The sequence below is a fragment of the Nonomuraea sp. PA05 genome (assembly GCF_008086045.1).
Lineage (GTDB): Bacteria > Actinomycetota > Actinomycetes > Streptosporangiales > Streptosporangiaceae > Nonomuraea > Nonomuraea monospora.
This window is the reverse complement of sequence record NZ_VSEY01000046.1, coordinates 1-20666: the sequence shown is the minus strand read 5'-3', so window position 1 is coordinate 20666 and position 20666 is coordinate 1. Positions and strand designations below refer to the sequence as shown.

The 20666-nt window shown below is 69.4% G+C and carries 23 protein-coding genes; 19 read left to right on the top strand and 4 right to left on the bottom strand.

Annotation, left to right across the window (positions count from 1 at the left end):
- Positions 1 to 41 precede the first annotated feature (41 nt).
- The 5 genes from FXF51_RS48750 to ccsA all read left to right on the top strand — a co-directional run bounded on the left by FXF51_RS48750 (position 42) and on the right by ccsA (position 4577).
- Entirely contained in the window at positions 42 to 680 is a 639-nt protein-coding gene (locus FXF51_RS48750; protein WP_148441658.1) for a histidine phosphatase family protein, read from the top strand.
- 71 nt (positions 681 to 751) lie between these two features.
- Positions 752 to 1321, top strand: coding sequence for a TlpA family protein disulfide reductase (locus FXF51_RS48745; RefSeq protein WP_148441657.1), 570 nt, complete (start codon positions 752 to 754; stop codon positions 1319 to 1321).
- Positions 1314 to 2036, top strand: a complete 723-nt coding sequence (locus tag FXF51_RS48740; protein WP_148441656.1) for a cytochrome c biogenesis CcdA family protein — start codon at positions 1314 to 1316, stop codon at positions 2034 to 2036. The genes FXF51_RS48745 and FXF51_RS48740 overlap by 8 nt, the downstream gene beginning before the upstream one ends.
- Entirely contained in the window at positions 2036 to 3595 is a 1560-nt protein-coding gene (locus FXF51_RS48735; protein ID WP_148441655.1) for a cytochrome c biogenesis protein ResB, read from the top strand. The genes FXF51_RS48740 and FXF51_RS48735 overlap by 1 nt, the downstream gene beginning before the upstream one ends.
- Entirely contained in the window at positions 3585 to 4577 is a 993-nt protein-coding gene (gene ccsA, locus FXF51_RS48730; RefSeq protein WP_148441654.1) for a cytochrome c biogenesis protein CcsA, read from the top strand. Before FXF51_RS48735 ends, ccsA begins: the two co-directional genes overlap by 11 nt.
- 6 nt (positions 4578 to 4583) lie before the next feature.
- On the opposite strand, the gene FXF51_RS48725 is transcribed toward ccsA, so the two are convergent.
- Positions 4584 to 4877, bottom strand: coding sequence for a PLDc N-terminal domain-containing protein (locus FXF51_RS48725; protein ID WP_148441653.1), 294 nt, complete (start codon positions 4875 to 4877; stop codon positions 4584 to 4586).
- Positions 4878 to 5265: 388 nt separating this feature from the next.
- On the opposite strand from FXF51_RS48725, the gene FXF51_RS48720 reads away from it, so the two are divergent.
- Both FXF51_RS48720 and FXF51_RS48715 read left to right on the top strand, forming a co-directional pair.
- Positions 5266 to 6213 carry a hypothetical protein gene (locus FXF51_RS48720; RefSeq protein ID WP_262380354.1) on the top strand — a complete coding sequence of 316 codons (948 nt, stop codon included), beginning with the start codon at positions 5266 to 5268 and terminating at the stop codon, positions 6211 to 6213.
- Between the two features lie 10 nt (positions 6214 to 6223).
- On the top strand, positions 6224 to 6466 hold the full coding sequence (locus FXF51_RS48715) for a hypothetical protein (RefSeq protein ID WP_148441652.1): 243 nt from the start codon (positions 6224 to 6226) through the stop codon (positions 6464 to 6466).
- A 373-nt stretch (positions 6467 to 6839) separates the two neighbouring features.
- Here the strand turns inward: FXF51_RS48715 and FXF51_RS48710 are convergent, their stop codons facing one another.
- Positions 6840 to 7061, bottom strand: a complete 222-nt coding sequence (locus FXF51_RS48710) for a BldC family transcriptional regulator (RefSeq protein ID WP_026214226.1) — start codon at positions 7059 to 7061, stop codon at positions 6840 to 6842.
- A gap of 257 nt (positions 7062 to 7318) precedes the next feature.
- On the opposite strand from FXF51_RS48710, the gene FXF51_RS48705 reads away from it, so the two are divergent.
- On the top strand, positions 7319 to 7537 hold the full coding sequence (locus FXF51_RS48705; protein WP_148441651.1) for a DUF4229 domain-containing protein: 219 nt from the start codon (positions 7319 to 7321) through the stop codon (positions 7535 to 7537).
- Here FXF51_RS48705 and FXF51_RS48700 read toward each other — a convergent pair.
- Positions 7534 to 8739: a hypothetical protein gene (locus FXF51_RS48700; RefSeq protein ID WP_148441650.1), complete on the bottom strand. Its 1206-nt coding sequence runs from the start codon at positions 8737 to 8739 to the stop codon at positions 7534 to 7536. The genes FXF51_RS48705 and FXF51_RS48700 overlap by 4 nt on opposite strands.
- A 106-nt stretch (positions 8740 to 8845) precedes the next feature.
- On the opposite strand from FXF51_RS48700, the gene FXF51_RS48695 reads away from it, so the two are divergent.
- Positions 8846 to 9562: a demethylmenaquinone methyltransferase gene (locus tag FXF51_RS48695; RefSeq protein WP_148441649.1), complete on the top strand. Its 717-nt coding sequence runs from the start codon at positions 8846 to 8848 to the stop codon at positions 9560 to 9562.
- Here the strand turns inward: FXF51_RS48695 and FXF51_RS48690 are convergent.
- Positions 9549 to 10283 carry a hypothetical protein gene (locus FXF51_RS48690; protein WP_148441648.1) on the bottom strand — a complete coding sequence of 245 codons (735 nt, stop codon included), beginning with the start codon at positions 10281 to 10283 and terminating at the stop codon, positions 9549 to 9551. The genes FXF51_RS48695 and FXF51_RS48690 overlap by 14 nt on opposite strands.
- Before the next feature lie 283 nt (positions 10284 to 10566).
- On the opposite strand from FXF51_RS48690, the gene FXF51_RS48685 reads away from it, so the two are divergent.
- The 10 genes from FXF51_RS48685 to FXF51_RS48640 all read left to right on the top strand — a co-directional run.
- Positions 10567 to 11439, top strand: a complete 873-nt coding sequence (locus FXF51_RS48685; protein ID WP_148441647.1) for a helix-turn-helix domain-containing protein — start codon at positions 10567 to 10569, stop codon at positions 11437 to 11439.
- 210 nt (positions 11440 to 11649) lie between these two features.
- Entirely contained in the window at positions 11650 to 12903 is a 1254-nt protein-coding gene (locus FXF51_RS48680; protein ID WP_148441646.1) for a geranylgeranyl reductase family protein, read from the top strand.
- 64 nt (positions 12904 to 12967) lie between these two features.
- Complete coding sequence (locus FXF51_RS48675) at positions 12968 to 13363, top strand: NADH-quinone oxidoreductase subunit A (RefSeq protein ID WP_080043646.1); 396 nt, start codon at positions 12968 to 12970, stop codon at positions 13361 to 13363.
- Between the two features lie 2 nt (positions 13364 to 13365).
- Positions 13366 to 13917, top strand: coding sequence for a NuoB/complex I 20 kDa subunit family protein (locus tag FXF51_RS48670; protein WP_148441645.1), 552 nt, complete (start codon positions 13366 to 13368; stop codon positions 13915 to 13917).
- Complete coding sequence (locus FXF51_RS48665) at positions 13914 to 14609, top strand: NADH-quinone oxidoreductase subunit C (RefSeq protein ID WP_148441644.1); 696 nt, start codon at positions 13914 to 13916, stop codon at positions 14607 to 14609. Before FXF51_RS48670 ends, FXF51_RS48665 begins: the two co-directional genes overlap by 4 nt.
- Complete coding sequence (locus tag FXF51_RS48660) at positions 14606 to 15931, top strand: NADH-quinone oxidoreductase subunit D (RefSeq protein WP_148441643.1); 1326 nt, start codon at positions 14606 to 14608, stop codon at positions 15929 to 15931. The genes FXF51_RS48665 and FXF51_RS48660 overlap by 4 nt, the downstream gene beginning before the upstream one ends.
- Positions 15918 to 16652 (top strand): NADH-quinone oxidoreductase subunit NuoE, encoded by a 735-nt coding sequence (nuoE, locus tag FXF51_RS48655; protein WP_262380353.1) that lies wholly within the window; start codon positions 15918 to 15920, stop codon positions 16650 to 16652. Before FXF51_RS48660 ends, nuoE begins: the two co-directional genes overlap by 14 nt.
- A complete protein-coding gene (gene nuoF, locus FXF51_RS48650) occupies positions 16649 to 17938 on the top strand; it encodes an NADH-quinone oxidoreductase subunit NuoF (protein ID WP_148441641.1) in 1290 nt (429 codons plus the stop codon). The genes nuoE and nuoF overlap by 4 nt, the downstream gene beginning before the upstream one ends.
- A complete protein-coding gene (locus FXF51_RS48645; protein WP_148441640.1) occupies positions 17935 to 20313 on the top strand; it encodes an NADH-quinone oxidoreductase subunit G in 2379 nt (792 codons plus the stop codon). The genes nuoF and FXF51_RS48645 overlap by 4 nt, the downstream gene beginning before the upstream one ends.
- A partial coding sequence (locus FXF51_RS48640) for an NADH-quinone oxidoreductase subunit H (protein ID WP_187414991.1) occupies positions 20310 to 20666 on the top strand: 357 nt, incomplete at its 3' end. The genes FXF51_RS48645 and FXF51_RS48640, both read left to right, overlap by 4 nt.

The window sequence follows — 20666 nt, the reverse complement described above, 5'->3', positions numbered from 1 at the left end:
CACGCCGCACGGCTCGGGCGAGCGGATAGGCTGTGCCCACCATGGCTGAAACCACCGTCGTCCACCTGCTGCGCCACGGTGAGGTGCACAATCCCGGAGGCATCCTGTACGGCAGGCTGCCCGATTTCCACCTGTCCGAGACAGGTCAGCTCATGGCCGAGACGGTCGCCAAGGCCGTCGGCGGTCGCGACATCGTCAAGCTGTTCAGCTCGCCGCTCGAACGCGCCCTTGAGACGGCGGCGCCGCTCGCCGACAAGCTCGGCCTGGAGATCGTCCAGGACACCCGCCTGATCGAGGCCGGCAACCTGCTGCAGGGCCGCACCGTGGGCCAGGGCCTGGGCGTGCTGCGCGACTGGCGCAACTACCGCTACTTCTGGAACCCGCTGCGCCCGTCGTGGGGCGAGGCGTACCCGATCATCGTCAGGCGCATGAAGTCGATGATCGACGAGGCCAGGGCGGCGGCGCGCGGGCACGAGACCGTGCTCGTCAGCCACCAGCTCCCCATCTGGGCGATCAGGTGCGCCGCCGAGGGCCGCAGGCTCTGGCACGACCCGCGGCGCAGGCAGTGCGCGCTGGCCAGCCTGACCACGCTCACCTTCGACGGCGACCGGCTGATCAGCATCGGCTACAGCGAGCCCGCCGGATCACTGGAGACGGGGCCTTCGCTCCCCGGGGCCTGATGTCCGGAGCGTGGGGTCGCCCCGGTAGAGTTGCAAGCTCTACCGGTTGTAGTACAAGGAGATCTTCCTCCGTGCGCGCCAAGTCCATCTCCCTCCTTCTCCCGCTGGCGGTACTGGTCGCGGGCTGCGCCGGCAACCAGGGCGGTCAGCCCCAGGCAGGCGACACCCGATTCGTCGCGGGCGACGGGAAGATGCAGGTCTTCGAGGCCGCCGAGCGAAAGCCAGCGCCCGCCGTCGAAGGGCCGACCCTCGACGGCGCGACCGCCTCGCTGGCCGCGCACAAGGGCAAGGTCGTCGTGCTGAACTTCTGGGCCTCCTGGTGCGGCCCCTGCCGGGCCGAGGCGCCCGTGCTCAAGGAGGTCGCGGCCAAGACCAAGGGCAGCGGCGTGGAGTTCCTCGGCGTCGACTTCAAGGACCGGCAGGCCGACGCGCTGGCGTTCGAGCGCACCGAGCAGACCGGTTACCCGCACCTGTTCGACCAGCCCGGCAAGGTCGCGCTGGCCTTCCAGGGCACGGTGCCGCCCGCGGCCATCCCGTCCACGCTGATCATCGACAAGCAGGGCAGGATCGCGGCCAGGGCGCTGGGCGCCGTCAAGTACACCGACCTGATGAACACCGTGACCAAGGTGCGCGATGAGTGACGTCGTCGCCTCTGGCTCGCTGCTGCTGGCCGTGCCGATCGCGGTGCTGGCCGGGGTGGTGTCGTTCCTGTCGCCGTGCGTGCTGCCGCTCGTGCCGGGCTACCTGTCGTACGTCACGGGCATGAGCGCCGACCCCAGACGGGGGCGGCTGGTGCTCGGGACCTCGCTGTTCGTGGCCGGGTTCGGGCTGGTGTTCCTGCTCAGCGGGGCGCTGTTCGGCAGCATCGGCTACGTCCTGCTGGGCAACGCCGAGGTCATCACGCGCGTGCTGGGCGTGCTCACCATCGTGCTCGGGCTCGCCTTCCTCGGCGTGCTGCCCGGGCTGATGCGCGACGTGCGCATCCACCGCCTGCCGGCCGCGGGGCTGGCGGGCGCGCCGCTGCTCGGGGTGGTGTTCGGGCTGGGCTGGACGCCGTGCATCGGCCCCACGCTGGCCGTGGTGCTGATGCTCGGGGCCAACGAGGGCAGCGCGGGCCGTGGCGCCCTTCTGGCCGTCGCGTACGCGCTGGGGCTCGGCCTGCCCTTCGTGGGCGCGGCGCTGGCCTACAGCAGGGCGCTGCGCACGTTCCGCGCCATCCGCAAGCACTCACGCCTGATCACCAGGATCGGCGGCGGCATGCTGGTGGCCGTCGGTGTGCTGCTGGTGACCGGGCTCTGGGGAGAGATGATCGCCGCCATGCAGGGTTTGATCGGCGCCTTCGAGCCGGTGATCTGATGAGCGTCCAGGAACTGGAGAAGGAGCAGGCGCCCAAGCAGGGCCGATTCGGCCTGGTGGCCTGGCTGCGCTGGGCGTGGCGCACGCTCACCTCGATGAAGACGGCGCTCATCCTGCTGTTCCTGCTGGCGCTGGGCTCGGTGCCCGGCTCGCTGGTGCCGCAGCGCAGCGTCGAGCCCGACAAGGTCGCCCAGCTGTACGAGCAGAGCCCGGCGCTGGCCGAGTGGTACGACCGCTTCCAGCTCTTCGAGGTGTTCAGCTCGACCTGGTTCGCGGCCGTCTACCTGCTGCTGTTCACCTCGCTGATCGGCTGCATCATCCCGCGCACCGCCACCTACCTGCGCGAGCTGCGCCGCAAGCCGCCCGCCGCGCCCAAGAACCTGTCCCGCCTGCCCCACTCCGCCTCCTTCGAGAGCGACCTGGCTGTGGACGAGGCCGCCGCGAAGCTGCGCAAGCTGCGCTTCCGCGTCGTGACCGGCGACGGCTGGGTGTCGGCGGAGAAGGGCTTCCTGCGCGAGACCGGCAACCTGTTCTTCCACGTCGCCCTGCTCGGCATCCTGCTCGCCATCGGCGCGGGCTCCCTGTTCGGCTACCGCGGCAACGTGCTGGTCGTCGAGGGCGACGGGTTCGCCAACACCGTGGCCGCCTACGACCGGTTCATGCCGGGCAACCAGGTGTCGGCCGAGTCGCTGGAGCCGTTCTCCTTCACGCTGTCGGAGTTCAAGGTGGCCTACCAGGTCGCCGGCGACAAGCGTGGGCAGGCGCTCGACTACTCGGCGCACCTCAAGGTGAGCGACACCCCTGCCTCCGCGCCCCGCGACTACGAGCTCAAGGTCAACGAGCCGCTGGAGGTCGACGGCACGCAGCTCTACCTGATCGGCAACGGCTACGCGCCCGTGTTCAAGGTCACCGACGGCAAGGGGCAGGTGGCCTTCGAAGGGCCCGTGCCCTGCCTGATCGAGCAGAAGACCACGATGACCTCGGGGTGCGTCGTCAAGGTGCCCGACGCGCAGCCGTCGCAGCTCGGGTTCCTGCTGCGGTTCCTGCCGACCAGCGTGCCGCTGACCGACGGCGACTACGCCTCCGCCTTCCCCGGCGAGCTCAACCCCGAGGTGAAGATCCTCGGCGCCTTCTCCGGCGACCTGGGCGTGCGCTCCGGCAAGCCGCAGTCGGTCTACGAGCTGGCCGAGCCCGAGGTGCTGAAGAAGCTCAAGCCCCTCGTCATGGGGTCCGCCGCGCCCAAGCCGCTGGCCGTGGGGCAGTCGGTGGAGCTGCCCGACGGGCTGGGCAAGATCGAGTTCACCGGGGTCAAGGAGTGGATCACGCTCCAGACGTCCTACGACCCGGGGCGCTTCCCCGCGCTGCTGGCCGCCGGCACCGCCGTCGTCGCCATCGCGCTCTCGCTCATGATCCGCCGCCGGCGGGTCTTCGTACGGATCTCCGAGGGCAGGGTCGAGGTGGGCGGCCTGACCCGTACCGAGGGCTCCGCGGCGGGCTTCGCCGAGGAGTTCTCCGACATCGTCAAGGTTCTATCAGCAGGAGAGAGAGATGTCCGCTGAGCAACTCGCCGAGCTGAGCGACCTTTTCGTCGTCGCAGCCGTACTGCTCTACGTGGTGGCCATGGTGGGCTTCGCGATAGAGCTGGCCTTCGGCCGGGCCAGGCCCGGCAAGGCGGAGGCCGTCAAGCCGGTGGAGGCCAAGCAGCCGGTCACGGTCGGGGCCGCTGACGCGGCGGCCACGCCGTCCAGCCCTGTCAAGCCGGCCGACCCCGTCAAGCCGTCGGGTTCCGTCAAGCCCGCGAGCGAGCCGGCGGGCAGCGGGAGCGCCAAGGCCGGCACGGTGGCGCTGGTGCTCGCCTGGCTCGGCTGGGCCGCCAACCTCGGCGCCATCGCCACCCGCGGCCTGGCCGTCGACCGGTGGCCGTGGGGCAACATGTACGAGTTCGTGGTCGCGATCTGCTTCGCCGCCGTCACCGCGTTCCTCGGCACCCAGCTCCGCCACAACGTGCGCTTCCTGGGTGGCTTCGTCATGGTGACGGCCGCGCTCGGGCTGGGGCTGGCCGTCAAGGTCTTCTACACGAGCGCGGGGCCTGTGGTCCCGGCGCTGGACTCGTACTGGATCGCCATCCACGTCACCGCGGCGATCATCGCCAGCGGCCTGCTGACCATGGCCGGCGTCGCCGGCGTGCTCTACCTGATTCGTGGCGACGGGGTCTCGCGCCTGCCGTCGCGCGCCGACCTGGAGAAGGTGGCGCACCGGGCGATCGTGTTCGCCTTCCCGCTCTGGACGTTCGCCGTGATCGCGGGCGCGCTGTGGGCGGACCGGGCGTGGGGCCGCTACTGGGGCTGGGACCCCAAGGAGGTGTGGTCGTTCATCACGTGGGTGGCCTACGCGGCCTACCTGCACGCGAGGGTGACGGCGGGCTGGCGGGGGAAGGCCGCGACCATCGTGCAGCTCGTGGCGTTCGGCTGCCTCCTGTTCAACCTGATCGGGGTCAACATCTTCATCGACGGCCTGCACAGCTACGCCGACGTGGACTAGAGGAGATCAGGCGACGTCGTCGCCGCGCATCCGCCGGTCGAGGTCACGCAGGAAGTCGGGGTCGTCGTCCGGCCCCTTCGGCGTGCCCGGGCCCGGGGGGACGGGCCAGGCCGCCCTCGGCGCGCGCGGACGGCCGCGCGCCATCCACACCACGCCGCCGAGCAGCGGGATGAGCACGACGATGATGATCCAAAGAGGCTTTGGTACGTTCCGTACCTCGTCTTCGGGTGTGGTGACCACGTCGAACAGTGAGAAGAGCCAGAAGGCCAGCAGCGCCAGGCCGATCAGAACACCTGCCATGTCCCGAACTGTAAGCCATGTTTCGGCGTGATCGTGCTGCCTGATGTCCCATTTCGGGTGACTAGCGGAAGATCGGCGTCGTACGGTGGAACCCGATGTGTCGGTGTCCACGGGGCTCCACGTGGCGTTGAGGGGTGCGATGGCCTTTTCTTCCGACAGGGGACCCAACGACAGAGGACGGCATCGGCGTGGCCGTTGGTGGCGGCGCGGCTCGTACCTCTTCTCGCGCCGTGGTGAGGCGCACGCCGACGCTGATCGTTCCTTCTGGTCCGACACGCGCACCGGCGGCGGTGAGCCGCGCAAGGCGGGACGGCGCGGTGAGACGGGGCGGTCGCCCGGGGCGCAGGACAGGATGATGTGGCCCGGAGGTGACGGGCTGGAGCGCCCGATGTGGCCGCTCGACGGCCGCCCGGTCACCCACGCGGACGGGCCTCTCGACGGCAGGCGTTCGGATGGGGCGTTCGACAACAGGCCGGGCGGGCGCGCGAACGGATCGTTCGACGGGCGGCCGGGCACGCGCACGGACGGGCCGGGCACACATGTGGACGGGCCGGGCGGGCGTGTGGAGGGGCGCGGCGGCCGGGTTGCGGGCTGGGACGCCTTCGCGGTGCGCGAGCGCGGCGAACGCCTGCCCGCCGCCGTGGTGGTGGACCGCCCCCGCTACACCTGGGACGACTTCGAGCTCGTCGACGACCCCCTCAGAGCCCGCCCCCACCGCCCCGACGCCCCCTCGCTGGGCGACGGCCTGCGGCACTGCGGCAGGCTGGAGACGATCCTGCACCGCCAGTGGGACGCCAGGCTGGGCCCGCCGCCGGCGGACGTCATCAGGGCGGTGGAGAGCCTGGCCAGGCTGCCCGAGCGGCTGAAGGAACTGCTCGTGTCGGGCCTGGAGGGCATCTACGTCGGCCCGGGCGGCGTGCCCGACCTCGACGACATGGGTTACCTGCGCGGCGCGCCGCTCCCGTCGAGCCGGGCGACGTGGGACATCTGCGCCGGCGCGTACGGCGACAGGAAGATCGTGGTGGGCGACCGGCCCTCACCCACTCCCGACGTGATGATGCACGAGGTCGGCCACGCCATCGACGACATCGACTCGCCGTACGGCGACTGGGTGTCGGACTCGCCGGAGTTCGTGCGCCTGTACGACTGCGCCGTGCCGCTCCTGGCCTCCACCTTCCACCGTCAGGACGGCGGGCTGGGCCGTAAGGAGTTCTTCGCCGACGCCTTCGCCGCCATCGCCTCGCGTCAGCGCCCGGCCCTGGTGGACATGCTCGGGGGCGATACGCGAATGGCGCTCGACATCATGCTGTTCTTCAACCGGCGCTACGGAATCTAGGTGATCGGCCATGTACGTGATCCGGCTCGCGGACGGGACCTTGCGCGTACCGCAGAGCCTGACCAGCCAGGACGGGCGGCTGCTGGGCAACGCCTACGTGGAGGTCCAGCCTGGTGACCCCGACTACGAGCAGTGGCTGACGGAGTCGCTGACCGAGGAGGAGGCGGAGTCGCGCCGCCGGCGCTGGGAAGAGGAGAACGACGAGCTTGAGCGGGAGTTCCTGGCCTTCAAGGCGCGGCAGGAAGACGCCTGATCGGGCGGCAGGGGGGTGCGCCTCCCGATACGGCAGGGAAACGCGGGCCTTCGAGCGGGCGAGACGCGGGCCTCCCGATGCGAGAAGAAGCGCGGGCCTTTGGGCGGGCGAGGCGCGGGCCTTTGGGCGGGCGAGACGCGGGCCTCCCGATACGGGAAGAAGCGCGGGCCTTCGAGCGGGCGGGACGTGGCCAGGTCCGGGCGAACGGACAGGCGCCAGCCACGGTCGGCGGTTGGCGCCGCCCCGTGCCTTCCCCGTACGGAAGTGTGGCCGGGAGGGCACGCGAAACAGTGGGTTCCGCCAGCGGTGATCCTGGCGGGAAGGACCGCTGTTCAGGCGGCCCGCCGTGCAGGATCACCGACTAGACGGAACGTCAGACGCGCGGGGACTCACCTGCTGGCCTGTCGGCCGTGAGAACGTCCTCGCCTCGGAGAAGGGCGTGGACTTCCGACTCGCGGAAGCGCCGGTGCCCTCCGGGGGTGCGGATACTGCTGATGCGGCCTGCCGCTGCCCAGCGCGTAACCGTCTTTGGGTCTACCCGGAAGAGGGCGGCAACCTCTCCTGGGGTCAGCAGACGCTCGCTGCTACTCTCCACCAATCTCTCCCCCTCGCATCCCGCTTCCTGCCAGCGGGCGGACAGGTAACCAGTGTGTCGAGCGAAGCCTGATTTATCCGTGGTTTTCTAAGAAGATCACGGGTTGTTATCAGCTGACTGCCCGATTGTTATATGATAGAGCCTCTTTGGGGCTCTCGTGGGTGTTTCTTTACGAAACTCCCTAACTGGGAACAGTAGCAGTGCTCGCGCCCGATGCGAAGAGCGACCGCTGTGCAGGTCCGAGTAACCTCGAACCTGTGCGTCCCGTTCTCGTTTACACCGCGTCGCGGATCGGCTTGTTTCTCGTGACCCTGGGTGTCCTGTACCTGCTCGGACTCCAAAACCCACTGATCCTCATCGCCGCTGCTTTCTTGATCAGCGGCATAGCGAGCTACGTCTTGCTGTCCAAGCAGCGTGACGCCGTGAGTGCGCGTCTCAGCGACAGGATCGACCGGCCGAAGCCGCACAACGACTAGGGCAGGGGGAACATGCCAATCCGGGCATGGTACTCCCGTCCGAGTCTCGTTGTGTCGCTACCGACAAGTAGTCCACTGGCGTGCGCGTAAAACGCCTTCACCCCGATCCCGCGCTCCCGCGTGGGATTCCAACTGAGGGCCTTTCCGGTGCTCGGATGAATGGCGCCGATCCCCGGCCGTGACACCGCGCCGGGGCCCGCCGAGTCGCGGCCGCGCGGATTGTCCAGCCAGCGCTGGTGCCCGCCCACGTACACCGCCGCGCCGGTCACCGCGACTGCGTAGAGTGAGTCGCCTCCGGTGCTGTTCACCCAGGTCGGAGCGATGGCGGAGCCTCTGGCCCAGGTCTCGAACCTGGCCGCCGTGTCGCAGATGCCGCCCTTGGCGCCGCCCGTGGTCACGACAACGAAGTAGCGGCCGTCGGGGGAGAAGTCGAGGCCCCGTACGTAGGAGGGGAAGGCGCTGCTGCACCGGCGCGCGTACGCGTCCGTCCGCCACGGGGCCACTCTGGCGCTCGCCCCGCCGACGTCGATCAGCCCGAGCTGCGGCCGGGAGTGGCCGTCGAGCGTGGTGAACGAGCCGTCCACGGCGAGCCTGCGGCCGGAGACGGCCAGCGAGTACACCTTCACCCGCGACGTCAGCGGCGAGCCTGGCTCGATGGCGAAGCCCGCGTCGGGCGCGCCGGTGGTGGCGTCCAGGCGGGCCAGCGCCGTGCGCGGGCTGCTGAAGTCGCCGCCGACGTAGAGGTGGGAGCCCTGCCTGGCCAGCGAGGTCACCATGCCGCCGCCGATGCGCGGCTGGAAGCCGGGCACCAGGGCGCCGTCGGCCAGGCTGAGCCTGGCCAGGCCGCGCGCTCTGCGGTTGTCCACGCCGTGGAACTCGCCGCCGACGTAGACGGTGCCGTGGTCGCCGGCCGTCAGGCCGTAGACGGGGCCGGCCACGCTGGGCGCGAAGCCCGGCAGGATGCGTCCGGTCACCAGGTCGTAGGCGAACAGGTTGTCGCGCGCGTGGACCGTGGACCTGGACGCGTCGCTGACTTCGCTGAACGAACCGCCGACGACGACCGTGCGGCCGACGACGGTGATGGCGTTGACGATGCCGTCGAGCACGTGCGGGGTGTTGTCGACCGGGTCGGCCGCCACGACGCGCTGCTGCGCGACGGGGGACGAGGCGATGATCGCCGCAAGGGCGACACGGGCAAGCATTCGCCAATATCTAGCAGACTGTGGGTAGCACTGTGGCTACTTTCCGTTGATTGTCCTGGATGGGCATGACCGCGTACCCGCAGGCCGGGCCCAATAAGGTGTGAGCATGACGCGCGCTCAGTTGGACAAACAGCCGGACGAGGTCGCCGCGATGTTCGATCGCACCGCCCGGCGCTACGACCTGGTCAATGACGTGATCTCCTTGGGGCAGGTGCGGCTCTGGCGCAAGGCGGTGGCCGCCGCCGTGGACGCCGGGCCGGGGGAGCTGGTGCTCGACCTGGGGGCGGGCACGGGCACGTCCACCGACGCGTTCACCACGCTGGGCGCGCGGGCGATCGCCTCCGACTTCTCGTTCGGCATGCTGAGCACAGGGGTGCGGCGGCACGGTGGCAACGCGTTGTCGGGGCCGGGGGTGCCGTTCATCGCGGGTGACGCGCTGCGGCTGCCGTTCGCCGACGACGCCTTCGACGCGGTGACGATCTCGGTGGCGTTGCGCAACGTGCACGACACCTCGCAGGCGCTGCGGGAGATGCTGCGCGTGACCAGGCCAGGCGGGCGTCTGGTGATCCTGGAGTTCTCGCACGTGACGGTCGGCGCGTTCGACATGGTCTACCGCGAGTACCTGATGCGGATGCTGCCGAAGGTGGCCAAGGTGTTCGGCTCGAACGACGACTCCTACGAGTACCTCGCCGAGTCGATCAGGGACTGGCCCGACCAGCCGACGCTGGCCCGGACGATCCAGGACGCCGGCTGGGAACGGGTGGCCTGGCGCAATCTCACGATGGGGATCGTCGCCATGCACAGGGGGTTCAAGCCCGCCTGAGCTCGATGGTCAGCAGGTGGGCCCAGTGGGGATGGCGGTGCAGCGTGACCTCCTTGACGAAGCAGGCGACCCTGATCTCGGGGATGTAGTCCTCGAACAGCTCGGGGCTCATGCCCGACCTGCACCAGATCACGATCGCGGTCCCGTTCGGGATCGACCGGGTGCGGATGACGAGGGGCAGGCGCCCCTCCGGGGTGCGCATCGAGGTGCGCAGGCAGAGCCCCTGGAAACGGTGGCGGGTGACGAGCCGCCCCGCGGCCCTGCGTACGGCCGGGATCGCGCCGCCGGCGAGCACCGCCCCCGCGAGCAGCAGTGCCGCCACCGGCCCTTGCCAGGTGACCCCTTGCCAGATCAGCAGTGTGACCGCGCCGGCCAGCGCGGCCTCGCTGCGCCACCGCCAGGCCAGCCCCATGGCGGCGACGGGCCCGTGCGCTCTGGCGATCTTCGGATGTTTCCTGGGGAACCCGTCCCCAGGGCTGAACTTGCGCGGCGGCGGCTCGGCGACCGCCTCGTCCTGGGGCGGCGACTCCAGGATCTCCTTCTTACGCTGCTCGAACCGGGGGTCGCGGTACGTCCGCCCGCCCCAGGCCGACCTGTCGATCTCCCAGCCGTGCTCCTTCGCGAAACCGTTGGGCCGGCGCCAGAGCCACCTGTTGACGGCGACGGCTAATCGCCGCCATCCGCCCTTGCGATCTCCGGCGCCACGTGTAGCGTCGTTCATGCCGCGGCTCCCATTTCCGCTCTTCGGTCAGAGTCGGGTGCTGCGCGGTTCCGGGCGGATGGGTCCCACCATCCGCCCGCTCGCGTCTGGCGAAAACCTCATTTCCAGCTGGCCCGCTTTCTCCTCTGCGGGCTACCCTGAGGGTGTGCCATCGGGCGGCCCCGTGCAATTCCCGCTGGGATGAGTCAAGGGATTCCTCGCGGAACGTGACTCATTCTTCCCGGCGACGATTGCGCGGAAGCGGGGCGGGCATATTCAGAAGAATGTCCCGAGAGGAGGCTGAGTGATCGGGGAGATCAATCCGACACTCCGCCGCCGAAAACTCGCCTCTGAGCTGCGGCGGCTCCGCGAAGAGGCGGGGCTCAACGGGGTCCAGGTGTCGCAGGCGCTGCACTGGTCGACCTCCAAGCTCTCCCGGCTGGAGACCGGGCAGGTCGCTCCGTCGGCCAAGGACGTGGCCAGGTTGCTCAAGCACTACGACGCGCTGGGCGAGGAGGCCGACCTGCTGCTGGAGCTGGCCGGCAACCATGTGCCCAAGGGCTGGTGGGAGTCCTACTCCGACCTTCTGGCCGAGGTGGCGCTGGAGTACATCGGCCTGGAGGACGGCGCCCGGGTGATCAGCGCGTGGCACAACAACGTGGTGCCCGGCCTGCTGCAGACGCGCGCGTACGCCCAGGAGCTGGCGCGGCTCTACCGCGCGGTGGAGCTGGCCACGCCGACCCAGATCGAGCGCAGGACCCGCGTGCGGATGCGCCGCCAGCAACTGCTCACCGACGAACGGGTGACCTACACGGCGGTGGTGGAGGAGGCCACTTTGCGCCGTCGCTTCGGCGAGGCCGACGAGGCGATGATGCGCGAGCAGTTACGCCATCTCCTGGAGCTTTCCGACCTGCCGAATATCACGATTCAGGTGATGTTGCTGGAGCAGCAGCATCCGATCGACTTATCGAGTTTCGTGCATCTGAGATTTCCCTCGATGCGGCTGCTCGGCCCGATCTCCGGCGACGTGGTCTACACCGAGGACTATCCGGGGCTGGAGCTGATCGAGGCGGAGGAGCGGGTCTACCGGTATTCGCTGCTGTTCGACGTGCTGCGGGAGGCGGCGCTCGACGAGCAGGCGTCTCGAGACTGCATCGCCTCTCTGGCCGGGCTCTGACCGCCCGGGGGCCTGCTGCTAGCGTGACGATCATGACTGCGCGGCCCCAGGCGACACGCCGTCCTCATGGATCACAGAACCGCACCCCGACTGCCACTATGTACAGGAAAAGCAGTAGACTGCGGGCCGGTAAGTTTGTGAAGGGGTTCACAAAGGAACGAAGGCGCGACACCCCACGGCCTTCGAGCGTGTAGGGACAGGATCAGTCCAGTGACCGTGCCAACAGCCAATCAGGCTGACGCCGACATCATTGTGGTCGGCGCCGGTCCCGCCGGTTCCGCAACCGCCTTTTATCTCGCTCAGGCCGGCCTCGACGTGTTGCTCCTGGAGAAGACCAGGTTCCCCCGCGAGAAGGTCTGCGGCGACGGCCTGACCCCGCGAGCGGTCAAGCAGTTGCAGAACATGGGCGTCGACATCGACGCGCCCGGCTGGATCAGGAACAAGGGCCTGCGCGTCGTCGGCGGCGGCCTGCGCTTCGAGCTCGACTGGCCGCAGTTGGAGCGTTTCCCCGACTTCGGGCTCGTCCGCACCCGCCAGGACTTCGACCAGATCGTCGCCGCCAACGCGGTCAAGAACGGCGTACGCCTCATGGAGGGCGTCAACGTCACCGGCCCCATCCTCGACGACCGCAGCGGCCACATCGTCGGCGTGACCACCAAGGACGGCCGGGAGTTCCGCAGCCGCCTGGTCGTGGCGGCCGACGGCAACAGCACCCGCCTGGCCCTGGGCATGGGCCTGCACAAGCGGGAGGACCGCCCGATGGGCGTGGCCGTGCGGACCTACTTCCAGAGCCCGCGCCACGACGACGACTACCTCGAGACCTGGCTGGAGCTGTGGGACGAGGACACGCTGCTGCCCGGCTACGGCTGGGTGTTCGGCGTCGGCGACGGCACCTCCAACGTGGGGCTCGGCCTGCTCAACACCAGCTCACAGTTCGGCAACATCGACTACCGCGACCTCCTGCGCCGCTGGTGTCGGTCGATGCCGCGGGAGTGGGGCTTCACCGAGGAGAACATGACGGCCCCGATCCGCGGCGCCGCGCTCCCGATGGCCTTCAACAGGCAGCCCCACTACACCCGCGGCCTGCTGCTCGTGGGAGACTCCGGCGGGTCGATCAACCCGTTCAACGGCGAGGGCATCGCGTACGCCATGGAGACCGGGGAGATCGCCGCCGAGATCATCGCCAAGGCCTCAAGGGGCACCACCCCCGCGCAACGCGAGCGGATCCTGCGGACCTATCCTCAGGTGCTGAAGGACGCCTACGGCGGTTATTTCACGCTCGGGAGGTTGTTCGTCGAGGCGATCGGGAAGCCGGGTGTGATGAGCTTCGGCACCAGGCACGGGCTCCCGCACCCGAGGCTGATGCGCTTCGCGCTCAAACTCCTTGGTAATCTCACCGACCGGCGAGGCGATGCGTCAGACATGATCATTAACGCACTCTCAAAGGTCGCGCCATCAGCATGAATCTCGCAATCAACAGATCCGGCTGCGCGCCCGCGCGCGCGGCGACTCCAGAGGAGGCGTAGCGATGGACCTTTACGTGCCCATCCTGGTGCTCGCCGTTCTCGCGGGGGGCTTCGCGATCTTCTCGGTCGCCATCGCTCCCTTCACCGGTCCCAAGCGCTGGAACCGCGCCAAGCTCGACGCCTATGAATGCGGCATCGAGCCCACGCCCCAGCCTGTCGGTGGTGGACGGTTCCCGCTCAAATACATGATCACGGCGATGCTCTTCATCGTCTTCGACATCGAGATCATCTTCCTATACCCGTGGGCCGTCTCGTTCGCTCCGCAGACGGACGACCTCGGCCGCGTGCTCTCCTCGGGCCTTGGCCTGTTCGCGCTCGTCGAGATGCTGCTGTTCATCGTCACCGTGCTCGTCGCCTACGCGTACGTGTGGCGCCGCAAGGGTCTGGACTGGGACTGAAAATGGGACTTGAAGAGAAACTCCCCAGCGGGTTCATCCTCAGCACGGTCGAAGCGGCCGCGGGATGGGCGCGGAAGAACTCCGTGTGGCCGGCCACGTTCGGCCTCGCGTGTTGCGCCATCGAGCTGATGGCCACCGGTGGCCCCCACTACGACCTGGCGCGCTTCGGTATGGAGCGCGCTTCGGCGTCTCCCCGCCAGGCCGACCTGATGATCGTGGCCGGGCGCGTGTCGCAGAAGATGGCGCCCGTCCTGCGCCAGATCTACGACCAGATGGCCGAGCCGAAGTGGGTCATCTCCATGGGCGTGTGCGCCTCCAGCGGCGGCATGTTCAACAACTACGCCATCGTGCAGGGCGTCGACCACGTCGTTCCGGTGGACATCTACCTGCCGGGCTGCCCGCCGCGGCCCGAGATGCTGATCGACGCGATCGTGAAGCTGCACGACAAGATCCAGAACATGAAGTTCGGCGCGCACCGCGCCAAGCAGATCGAGGAGCTCGAGCTGCAGGCGCTGCGCACGCTGCCGCTGATCGACCAGGGGGCCGGAAAGTGACCTCGCCCGACAACCTGCCCGAGGTCCCCGACGCGCAGGTCCCCGAGACGCCCGCGGCCCAGGAGCCGCCGGTCGCCCGCCTGGGCATGTTCGGCGCTCACGACAGCGGCGACACCTCCGGCTACGGCGGCCTCGTCGTGCGCCGGGCGCCGCAGATCTCGACGCCGCGCCCGTACGGGAGCTACTTCGACGAGATCGTCGACGCCCTCGCGCTGGACGACGCGATCGAGCGCGTGGTTGTGGACCGCGGCGAGCTGACCCTGCACGTCAAGCGGGAACGCCTGGTCGAGGTCGCCCAGAAGCTGCGCGACGACCCCGCCCTGCGCTTCGAGCTGTCGACCGGCGTGTCGGGCGTGCACTACCCGCACCTGGCGGGCGAGGAACTGCACGTGGTCATGCACCTGGTCTCGCTCACCTACAACCGGCGCGTGCGCGTCGAGGTGAGCGCGCCCGACTCCGACCCGCACATTCCCTCGACGGTCAGCGTTTACCCTGGTCACGACTGGCACGAGCGCGAGACGTACGACTTCTTCGGGATCATCTTCGACGGTCACCCCGCGCTCACCCGGATCATGATGCCGGACGACTGGGACGGCCACCCGCAGCGGAAGGACTACCCGCTCGGCGGCATCCCGGTCGAGTACCGCGGCGCCACCATCCCCGCGCCTGACCAGAGAAGGAGCTACTCATGAGCACCGCTTATGACGAGGCGACCGAGGGCAAGGTCTATTCGGTCAACGGCGCTGACTGGGACCAGGTCGTCACCGGCGTGCGCGACTCCGAGGAGGAGCGCCTCGTCGTCAACATGGGCCCGCAGCACCCGTCCACGCACGGCGTGCTCCGGCTGGTGCTGACGCTCGACGGCGAGACGGTGACCGAGGCGCGCGGCGTCATCGGCTACCTGCACACCGGCATCGAGAAGAACATGGAGTACCGGACGTGGACCCAGGGGACCACGTTCGTGACCCGCATGGACTACCTCTCGCCGATCTTCAACGAGACCGCGTACTGCCTCGGCGTGGAGAAGCTGCTCGGCATCACCGACCGCGTGCCCGAGCGGGCGCAGGCCATCCGCGTGATGATGATGGAGCTCAACCGCATCGCCTCGCACCTGGTGGCGATGGGCACGTTCGGCATGGAGCTGGGCGCGACCACGCCGTTCCTGTTCGGGTACCGCGATCGTGAAATGATCATGGACCTGTTCGAGTACATCACCGGCCTGCGCATGAACCACGCCTACATCCGCCCCGGCGGCGTCAGCGTGGACCTGCCCGCCGGCGCGGTGGACAAGGTCGGCGAGTTCCTCAAGGAGATGCCCAAGCGGATCAAGGACATCCGCAAGCTTCTCGACGAGAACCCCGTCTACACCCGCCGCACCAAGGACGTGGCCTACCTCGACCTGACCGGCTGCATGGCGCTCGGCGTCACCGGGCCGATCCTGCGCGCCGCCGGCCTCCCGTGGGACCTGCGCAAGTCGCAGCCCTACTGCGGTTACGAGACCTACGAGTTCGACGTCGCCACCGAGCGCGGCTGCGACGTGTTCTCGCGCTACCTCGTCCGCATGAGGGAGATGGAGGAGTCCCTCAAGATCATCGAGCAGGCGCTGGACCGCATCGCCGGTCCGCTCAAGGGCGACCCTGTCATGATCGAGGACAAGAAGATCGGCTGGCCCGCGCAGCTCGCGCTCGGCCCCGACGGGTTCGGCAACTCGCCCGACCACATCGCCCACATCATGGGCACCTCCATGGAGGCCCTCATCCACCACTTCAAGCTGGTGACCGAGGGCTTCAGGGTGCCGGCCGGCCAGGCGTACGCCAGCATCGAGTCGCCCAAGGGCGAGCTCGGCGCGCACGTGGTCAGCGACGGCGGCACGAGGCCGTACCGCGTGCACTTCCGCGAGCCGTCCTTCTGCAACCTGCAGAGCTTCCCCGCGATGGCGGAGGGCGGCCAGATCGCCGACGTGATCGCCGCGGTGGCTTCTATCGACCCCGTCATGGGAGGTGTGGACAGGTGAGCGAGCTTGTCGAGCGCACAATTGGACACAGCACGCAAGTCATGAGTGCGCCGGAGGCGCAGTCATGACTTATTCACCGGAGATCCGTGAGCGTCTTGAGCGGGACGCCAAGGAGATCATCGGGCGTTACCCGAAGACCCGCTCGGCTCTCCTGCCGCTGCTCCACCTCGTGCAGTCCGAGGACGGCTACGTCTCGGACGACGGCCAGGAGTTCTGCGCGGAGATGCTCGGCGTCAGCAAGGCCGAGGTCACGGGCGTCGCGACCTTCTACACCATGTACAAGCGCAAGCCCGCCGGCGAGTACCACGTCGGCGTGTGCATCAACGCGCTGTGCGCGGTCATGGGCGGCGACCAGATCTGGGAGGAGCTCTCCGAGCACGTCGGCGTCGGTCACGAAGAGGCGACCGCCGACGGCAAGATCTCGCTGGAGCGCCTGGAGTGCAACGCGGCCTGCGACTTCGCCCCCGTCATGATGGTCAACTGGGAGTTCTTCGACAACCAGACGCCCGCGTCGGCCAAGCAGCTCGTGGACGACCTGCGTGACGGCAAGGACGTGGCCCCCACGCGCGGCCCGAAGAAGCTGTGCACGTTCAAGCAGGCCTCGCGCGTGCTCTCCGGCCTGCCCGACGAGCTCGCGGGCGAGGGCCCGTCGGCCGCCGGCGCCTCGCTGGAGGGCCTGAAGGTCGCCAAGGCCAAGGGATGGAAGGCGCCGGAGGCATGAGCACCACTTTGACACCGGTCCTGACCGCCAACTGGGACCAGCCCAACTCCTTCACCCTCGACTCCTACGGCGAGTACGAGGCGGCCAAGAAGGCGCTGGGCATGGACCCCGACGCGGTCATCCAGGCCGTCAAGGACTCCGGTCTGCGCGGCCGCGGCGGCGCGGGCTTCCCCACCGGCATGAAGTGGGGCTTCATCCCCCAGGGCGACGGCAAGCCGCACTACCTCGTCGTCAACGCCGACGAGTCGGAGCCGGGCACCTGCAAGGACATCCCGCTCATGATGGCCAACCCGCACGCGCTGGTCGAGGGCATCATCATCACCTCGTACGCGATCCGGGCCAACCACGCCTTCATCTACGTGCGCGGTGAGGTGCTGCACGTCATCCGGCGGCTGCACGCGGCCGTGCGCGAGGCGTACGAGAAGGGTTACCTGGGCACCGACGTCTTCGGCTCCGGGTACGACCTGGAGCTCGTCGTGCACAGCGGCGCGGGCGCCTACATCTGCGGCGAGGAGACGGCACTGCTCGACTCGCTCGAAGGCTTCAGAGGTCAACCGCGGCTCAAGCCCCCGTTCCCGGCCGTGGCGGGCCTGTACGCCTCGCCTACTGTCGTGAACAACGTCGAGTCGATCGCGTCTGTTCCCTCGATCATCGCCAACGGCGCCGAGTGGTTCGCCGGGATGGGCACCGAGAAGTCCAAGGGCTTCGGCATCTTCTCCCTCAGCGGCCACGTCACCAGGCCCGGCCAGTACGAGGCCCCGCTCGGCATCACGCTGCGCGAGTTGCTCGACATGGCCGGCGGCATCCGCGAGGGGCACCAGCTCAAGTTCTGGACCCCGGGCGGCTCCTCCACGCCGATCTTCACCGACGAGCACCTCGACGTGCCGCTCGACTTCGAGGCGGTCGGCGCCAAGGGCTCCATGCTCGGCACCCGCGCGCTGCAGATCTTCGACGAGACCACCTGCGTGGTCCGCACGGTGCTGCGCTGGACCGAGTTCTACGCCCACGAGTCCTGCGGCAAGTGCACGCCCTGCCGCGAGGGCACGTACTGGCTCAAGCAGGTGCTCAAGCGCCTGGACAAGGGCCAGGGCACCGAGGAGGACCTGGCCACGATCACCGACATCGCGGACAACATCCTGGGCCGCTCGTTCTGCGCGCTGGGTGACGGCGCGACGAGCCCGATCCACTCCTCGGTGAAGTACTTCCGCGAGGAGTACCTCAAGCACTTCGAGATCGGCGGTTGTCCGTTCGACCCGAAGAAGTCCACTCTCTGGGGTGAGCAGTGACCGTCGTAGAGACAGAAGTGAACCTGGTGACCCTGACCATCGACGGGTTCCAGGTCAGTGTCCCCAAGGGCACGTTGATCATCAGGGCCGCCGAGCTGCTGGGCATCCAGATCCCCAGGTTCTGCGACCACCCGCTGCTCGACCCGGCCGCCAACTGCCGGCAGTGCCTGGTCGACATCCCCGACGCGGGCAACGGCCGCGGCTTCCCCAAGCCGCAGCCGTCGTGCGCGATCGAGGTCGCCGAGGGCATGGTGGTGCAGACCCAGCTCACCTCGCCGGTCGCCGAGAAGGCGCAGCGCGGGGCCATGGAGCTGCTGCTCATGAACCACCCGCTGGACTGCCCGGTCTGCGACAAGGGCGGCGAGTGCCCCCTGCAGAACCAGGCCATGTCCAACGGCCAGGGCGAGTCCCGCTTCCAGGAGCAGAAGCGCACCTTCCCCAAGCCGCTGCCGCTGTCGACGCAGGTGCTGCTCGACCGCGAGCGCTGCGTCCAGTGCGCCCGCTGCATCCGCTTCTCCGACCAGATCGCCGGTGACCCGCTCATCGAGTTCTTCGAGCGCGGCGCCAAGGAGCAGGTGCGGACGGCCGAAGGCAAGCCGTTCAACTCCTACTTCTCCGGCAACACGGTGCAGATCTGCCCGGTCGGCGCGCTCACCGGCGCCGCCTACCGCTTCCGCGCCCGCCCGTTCGACCTGGTCTCCACGCCCAGCTCGTGCGAGCACTGCGCCGGCGGCTGCGCCCTGCGCACCGATCACCGGCGCGGCCGGGTCACCCGCCGCCTGGCGGGCAACGACCCGCAGGTGAACGAGGAGTGGAACTGCGACAAGGGCCGCTGGGCGTTCACCTACGCGCAGCAGCCCGACCGCCTCAAGCAGCCGCTGGTCCGCAACGAGGAGGGCGTGCTCGTGCCGGCCTCGTGGCCGGAGGCTCTGACGGTGGCCGCCGAGGGCCTGGCCAGGGCGCGCGGCAAGGCCGGCGTGCTGGTCGGCGGCCGGGTCACGGTCGAGGACTCCTACGCCTACGCCAAGTTCGCCAGGCTCGCGCTCGGCACCAACGACGTCGACTTCCGCTCCAGGCCGCACTCCGCCGAGGAGGCGCAGTTCCTGGCCCACGCGGTGGCCGGCAAGGGCATCGAGATCAGCTACACCGACCTCGAGAACGCCCCGCACGTGCTGCTCGTCGGGTTCGAGCCCGAGGACGAGTCGCCGAGCGTCTTCCTGCGCCTGCGCAAGGCGTGGCGGAAGAAGGGCCTGAAGGTCTCCGCCATCGCGCCGTTCGCGTCCCTGGGCCTGACGAAGATGGGCGGCACGCTCATCCGCACCGCCCCCGGCGGGGAGGCCGACGCGATCGGCGACCTGGTCGGCACGCTGGCCGAGGGCACGATAGTGCTGGCCGGCGAGCGCCTGGCCACCGTGCCGGGCGCGCTGTCCGCCCTGGTCAGGCTCGCCGCCGCTTCCTCCGGCGTCCGGATCGCCTGGATCCCGCGCAGGGCCGGTGAGCGCGGCGCCGTCGAGGCGGGCGCGCTGCCCAACCTGCTGCCGATCGGCCGCCCCGTGGACGACGAGAGCGCCAGGGCCGAGGTCGCCAGGGCGTGGAACGTGGCCTCGCTGCCCGCCACGCCCGGCCGCGACACCTCAGGCATCCTCGCCGCCGCCCGCGACGGCGAGCTGGAAGCGCTGGTCGTCGCGGGCGTCGACCCCTACGACCTGCCCGACCCGGCGGCGGCGCTCGACGCTCTGGAGCACACGCCGTTCATCGTCAGCCTGGAGATCCGCGCCAGCGCCGTCACCGACCGCGCCGACGTGGTCCTGCCCGTCGCGGCGGTGCAGGAGAAGGGCGGCACGTTCGTCAACTGGGAGGGCAGGGGCCGCTCGTTCGAGGCGCCGCTCAAGGTGCCCGGCCTGCAGTCCGACCTCGCCGTGATCGGCAACCTGGCCGACCGCATGGACGTGCACCTGGGTCTGCCGGACGCCAAGTCCGCCCGGCGCGAGCTGTCCAGCCTCGGCTCCTGGCGCGGCAGCCGCATCAGCGCGCCGGTCGCCCTGGCCCGCGCCCTGGACATGCCGGAGCAGGGCCAGGCGCTGCTGGCCACCTGGCACCTGCTGCTCGACGAGGGCAGGCTGCAGGACGGCGAGCCGTACCTGGCGGGCACCGCCCGCCCCGCCGAAGCCCTGGTCTCCGAGAGCACCGCCGCCGAGCTGGGCGTCACGGACGGCGACAAGCTCGTCGTCGGTGCGAACGTCACCCTGCCGGTGCGCGTCGCCGACCTGCCCGACCGCGTGGTCTGGGTGCCGGCGAACTCCGGCGGCTGCTCGGTCACGCGTGACCTGCGCGCGGTGGCCGGCGACATCGTCACCATCGGGAGCGCCTCATGAGTCCCACCCTGGAGAACTTCGGCCACGATCCGCTGTGGATCACCATCATCAAGGCCGTGATGCTGTTCGTCTTCCTGATGCTGGGCGTCCTGTTCGGTGTCTGGTTCGAGCGCAAGCTGATCTCGCGGATGCAGCACCGCTACGGCCCCAACCGGGCCGGAAAGTTCGGCCTGCTGCAGTCCGTGGCCGACGGGCTGAAGATGGGGCTGAAGGAGGACCTCTTCCCGCGGACCGTGGACAAGGTGCTCTACCTGCTCGCGCCCGTGATCATGGTGGTGCCGGCGTTCCTGGCCTTCTCCATCGTGCCGTTCGGGCCGGTGGTCAACCTGTTCGGCGTCGAGACGCCGCTGCAA

Excerpts from the sequence above, each read along its gene's own strand:
- FXF51_RS48725 (WP_148441653.1), bottom strand. The coding sequence starts at position 4,877 with ATGGCAGGTGTTCTGATCGGCCTGGCGCTGCTGGCCTTCTGGCTCTTC.
- FXF51_RS48690 (WP_148441648.1), bottom strand. The coding sequence starts at position 10,283 with ATGAACGACGCTACACGTGGCGCCGGAGATCGCAAGGGCGGATGGCGG.
- FXF51_RS48695 (WP_148441649.1), top strand. The coding sequence starts at position 8,846 with ATGACGCGCGCTCAGTTGGACAAACAGCCGGACGAGGTCGCCGCGATG.
- FXF51_RS48735 (WP_148441655.1), top strand. The coding sequence starts at position 2,036 with ATGAGCGTCCAGGAACTGGAGAAGGAGCAGGCGCCCAAGCAGGGCCGA.
- FXF51_RS48750 (WP_148441658.1), top strand. The coding sequence starts at position 42 with ATGGCTGAAACCACCGTCGTCCACCTGCTGCGCCACGGTGAGGTGCAC.
- FXF51_RS48670 (WP_148441645.1), top strand. The coding sequence starts at position 13,366 with ATGGGACTTGAAGAGAAACTCCCCAGCGGGTTCATCCTCAGCACGGTC.
- FXF51_RS48675 (WP_080043646.1), top strand. The coding sequence starts at position 12,968 with ATGGACCTTTACGTGCCCATCCTGGTGCTCGCCGTTCTCGCGGGGGGC.
- FXF51_RS48715 (WP_148441652.1), top strand. The coding sequence starts at position 6,224 with ATGTACGTGATCCGGCTCGCGGACGGGACCTTGCGCGTACCGCAGAGC.
- FXF51_RS48700 (WP_148441650.1), bottom strand. The coding sequence starts at position 8,739 with ATGCTTGCCCGTGTCGCCCTTGCGGCGATCATCGCCTCGTCCCCCGTC.
- nuoF (WP_148441641.1), top strand. The coding sequence starts at position 16,649 with ATGAGCACCACTTTGACACCGGTCCTGACCGCCAACTGGGACCAGCCC.
- ccsA (WP_148441654.1), top strand. The coding sequence starts at position 3,585 with ATGTCCGCTGAGCAACTCGCCGAGCTGAGCGACCTTTTCGTCGTCGCA.
- FXF51_RS48740 (WP_148441656.1), top strand. The coding sequence starts at position 1,314 with ATGAGTGACGTCGTCGCCTCTGGCTCGCTGCTGCTGGCCGTGCCGATC.
- FXF51_RS48720 (WP_262380354.1), top strand. The coding sequence starts at position 5,266 with ATGTGGCCGCTCGACGGCCGCCCGGTCACCCACGCGGACGGGCCTCTC.
- FXF51_RS48660 (WP_148441643.1), top strand. The coding sequence starts at position 14,606 with ATGAGCACCGCTTATGACGAGGCGACCGAGGGCAAGGTCTATTCGGTC.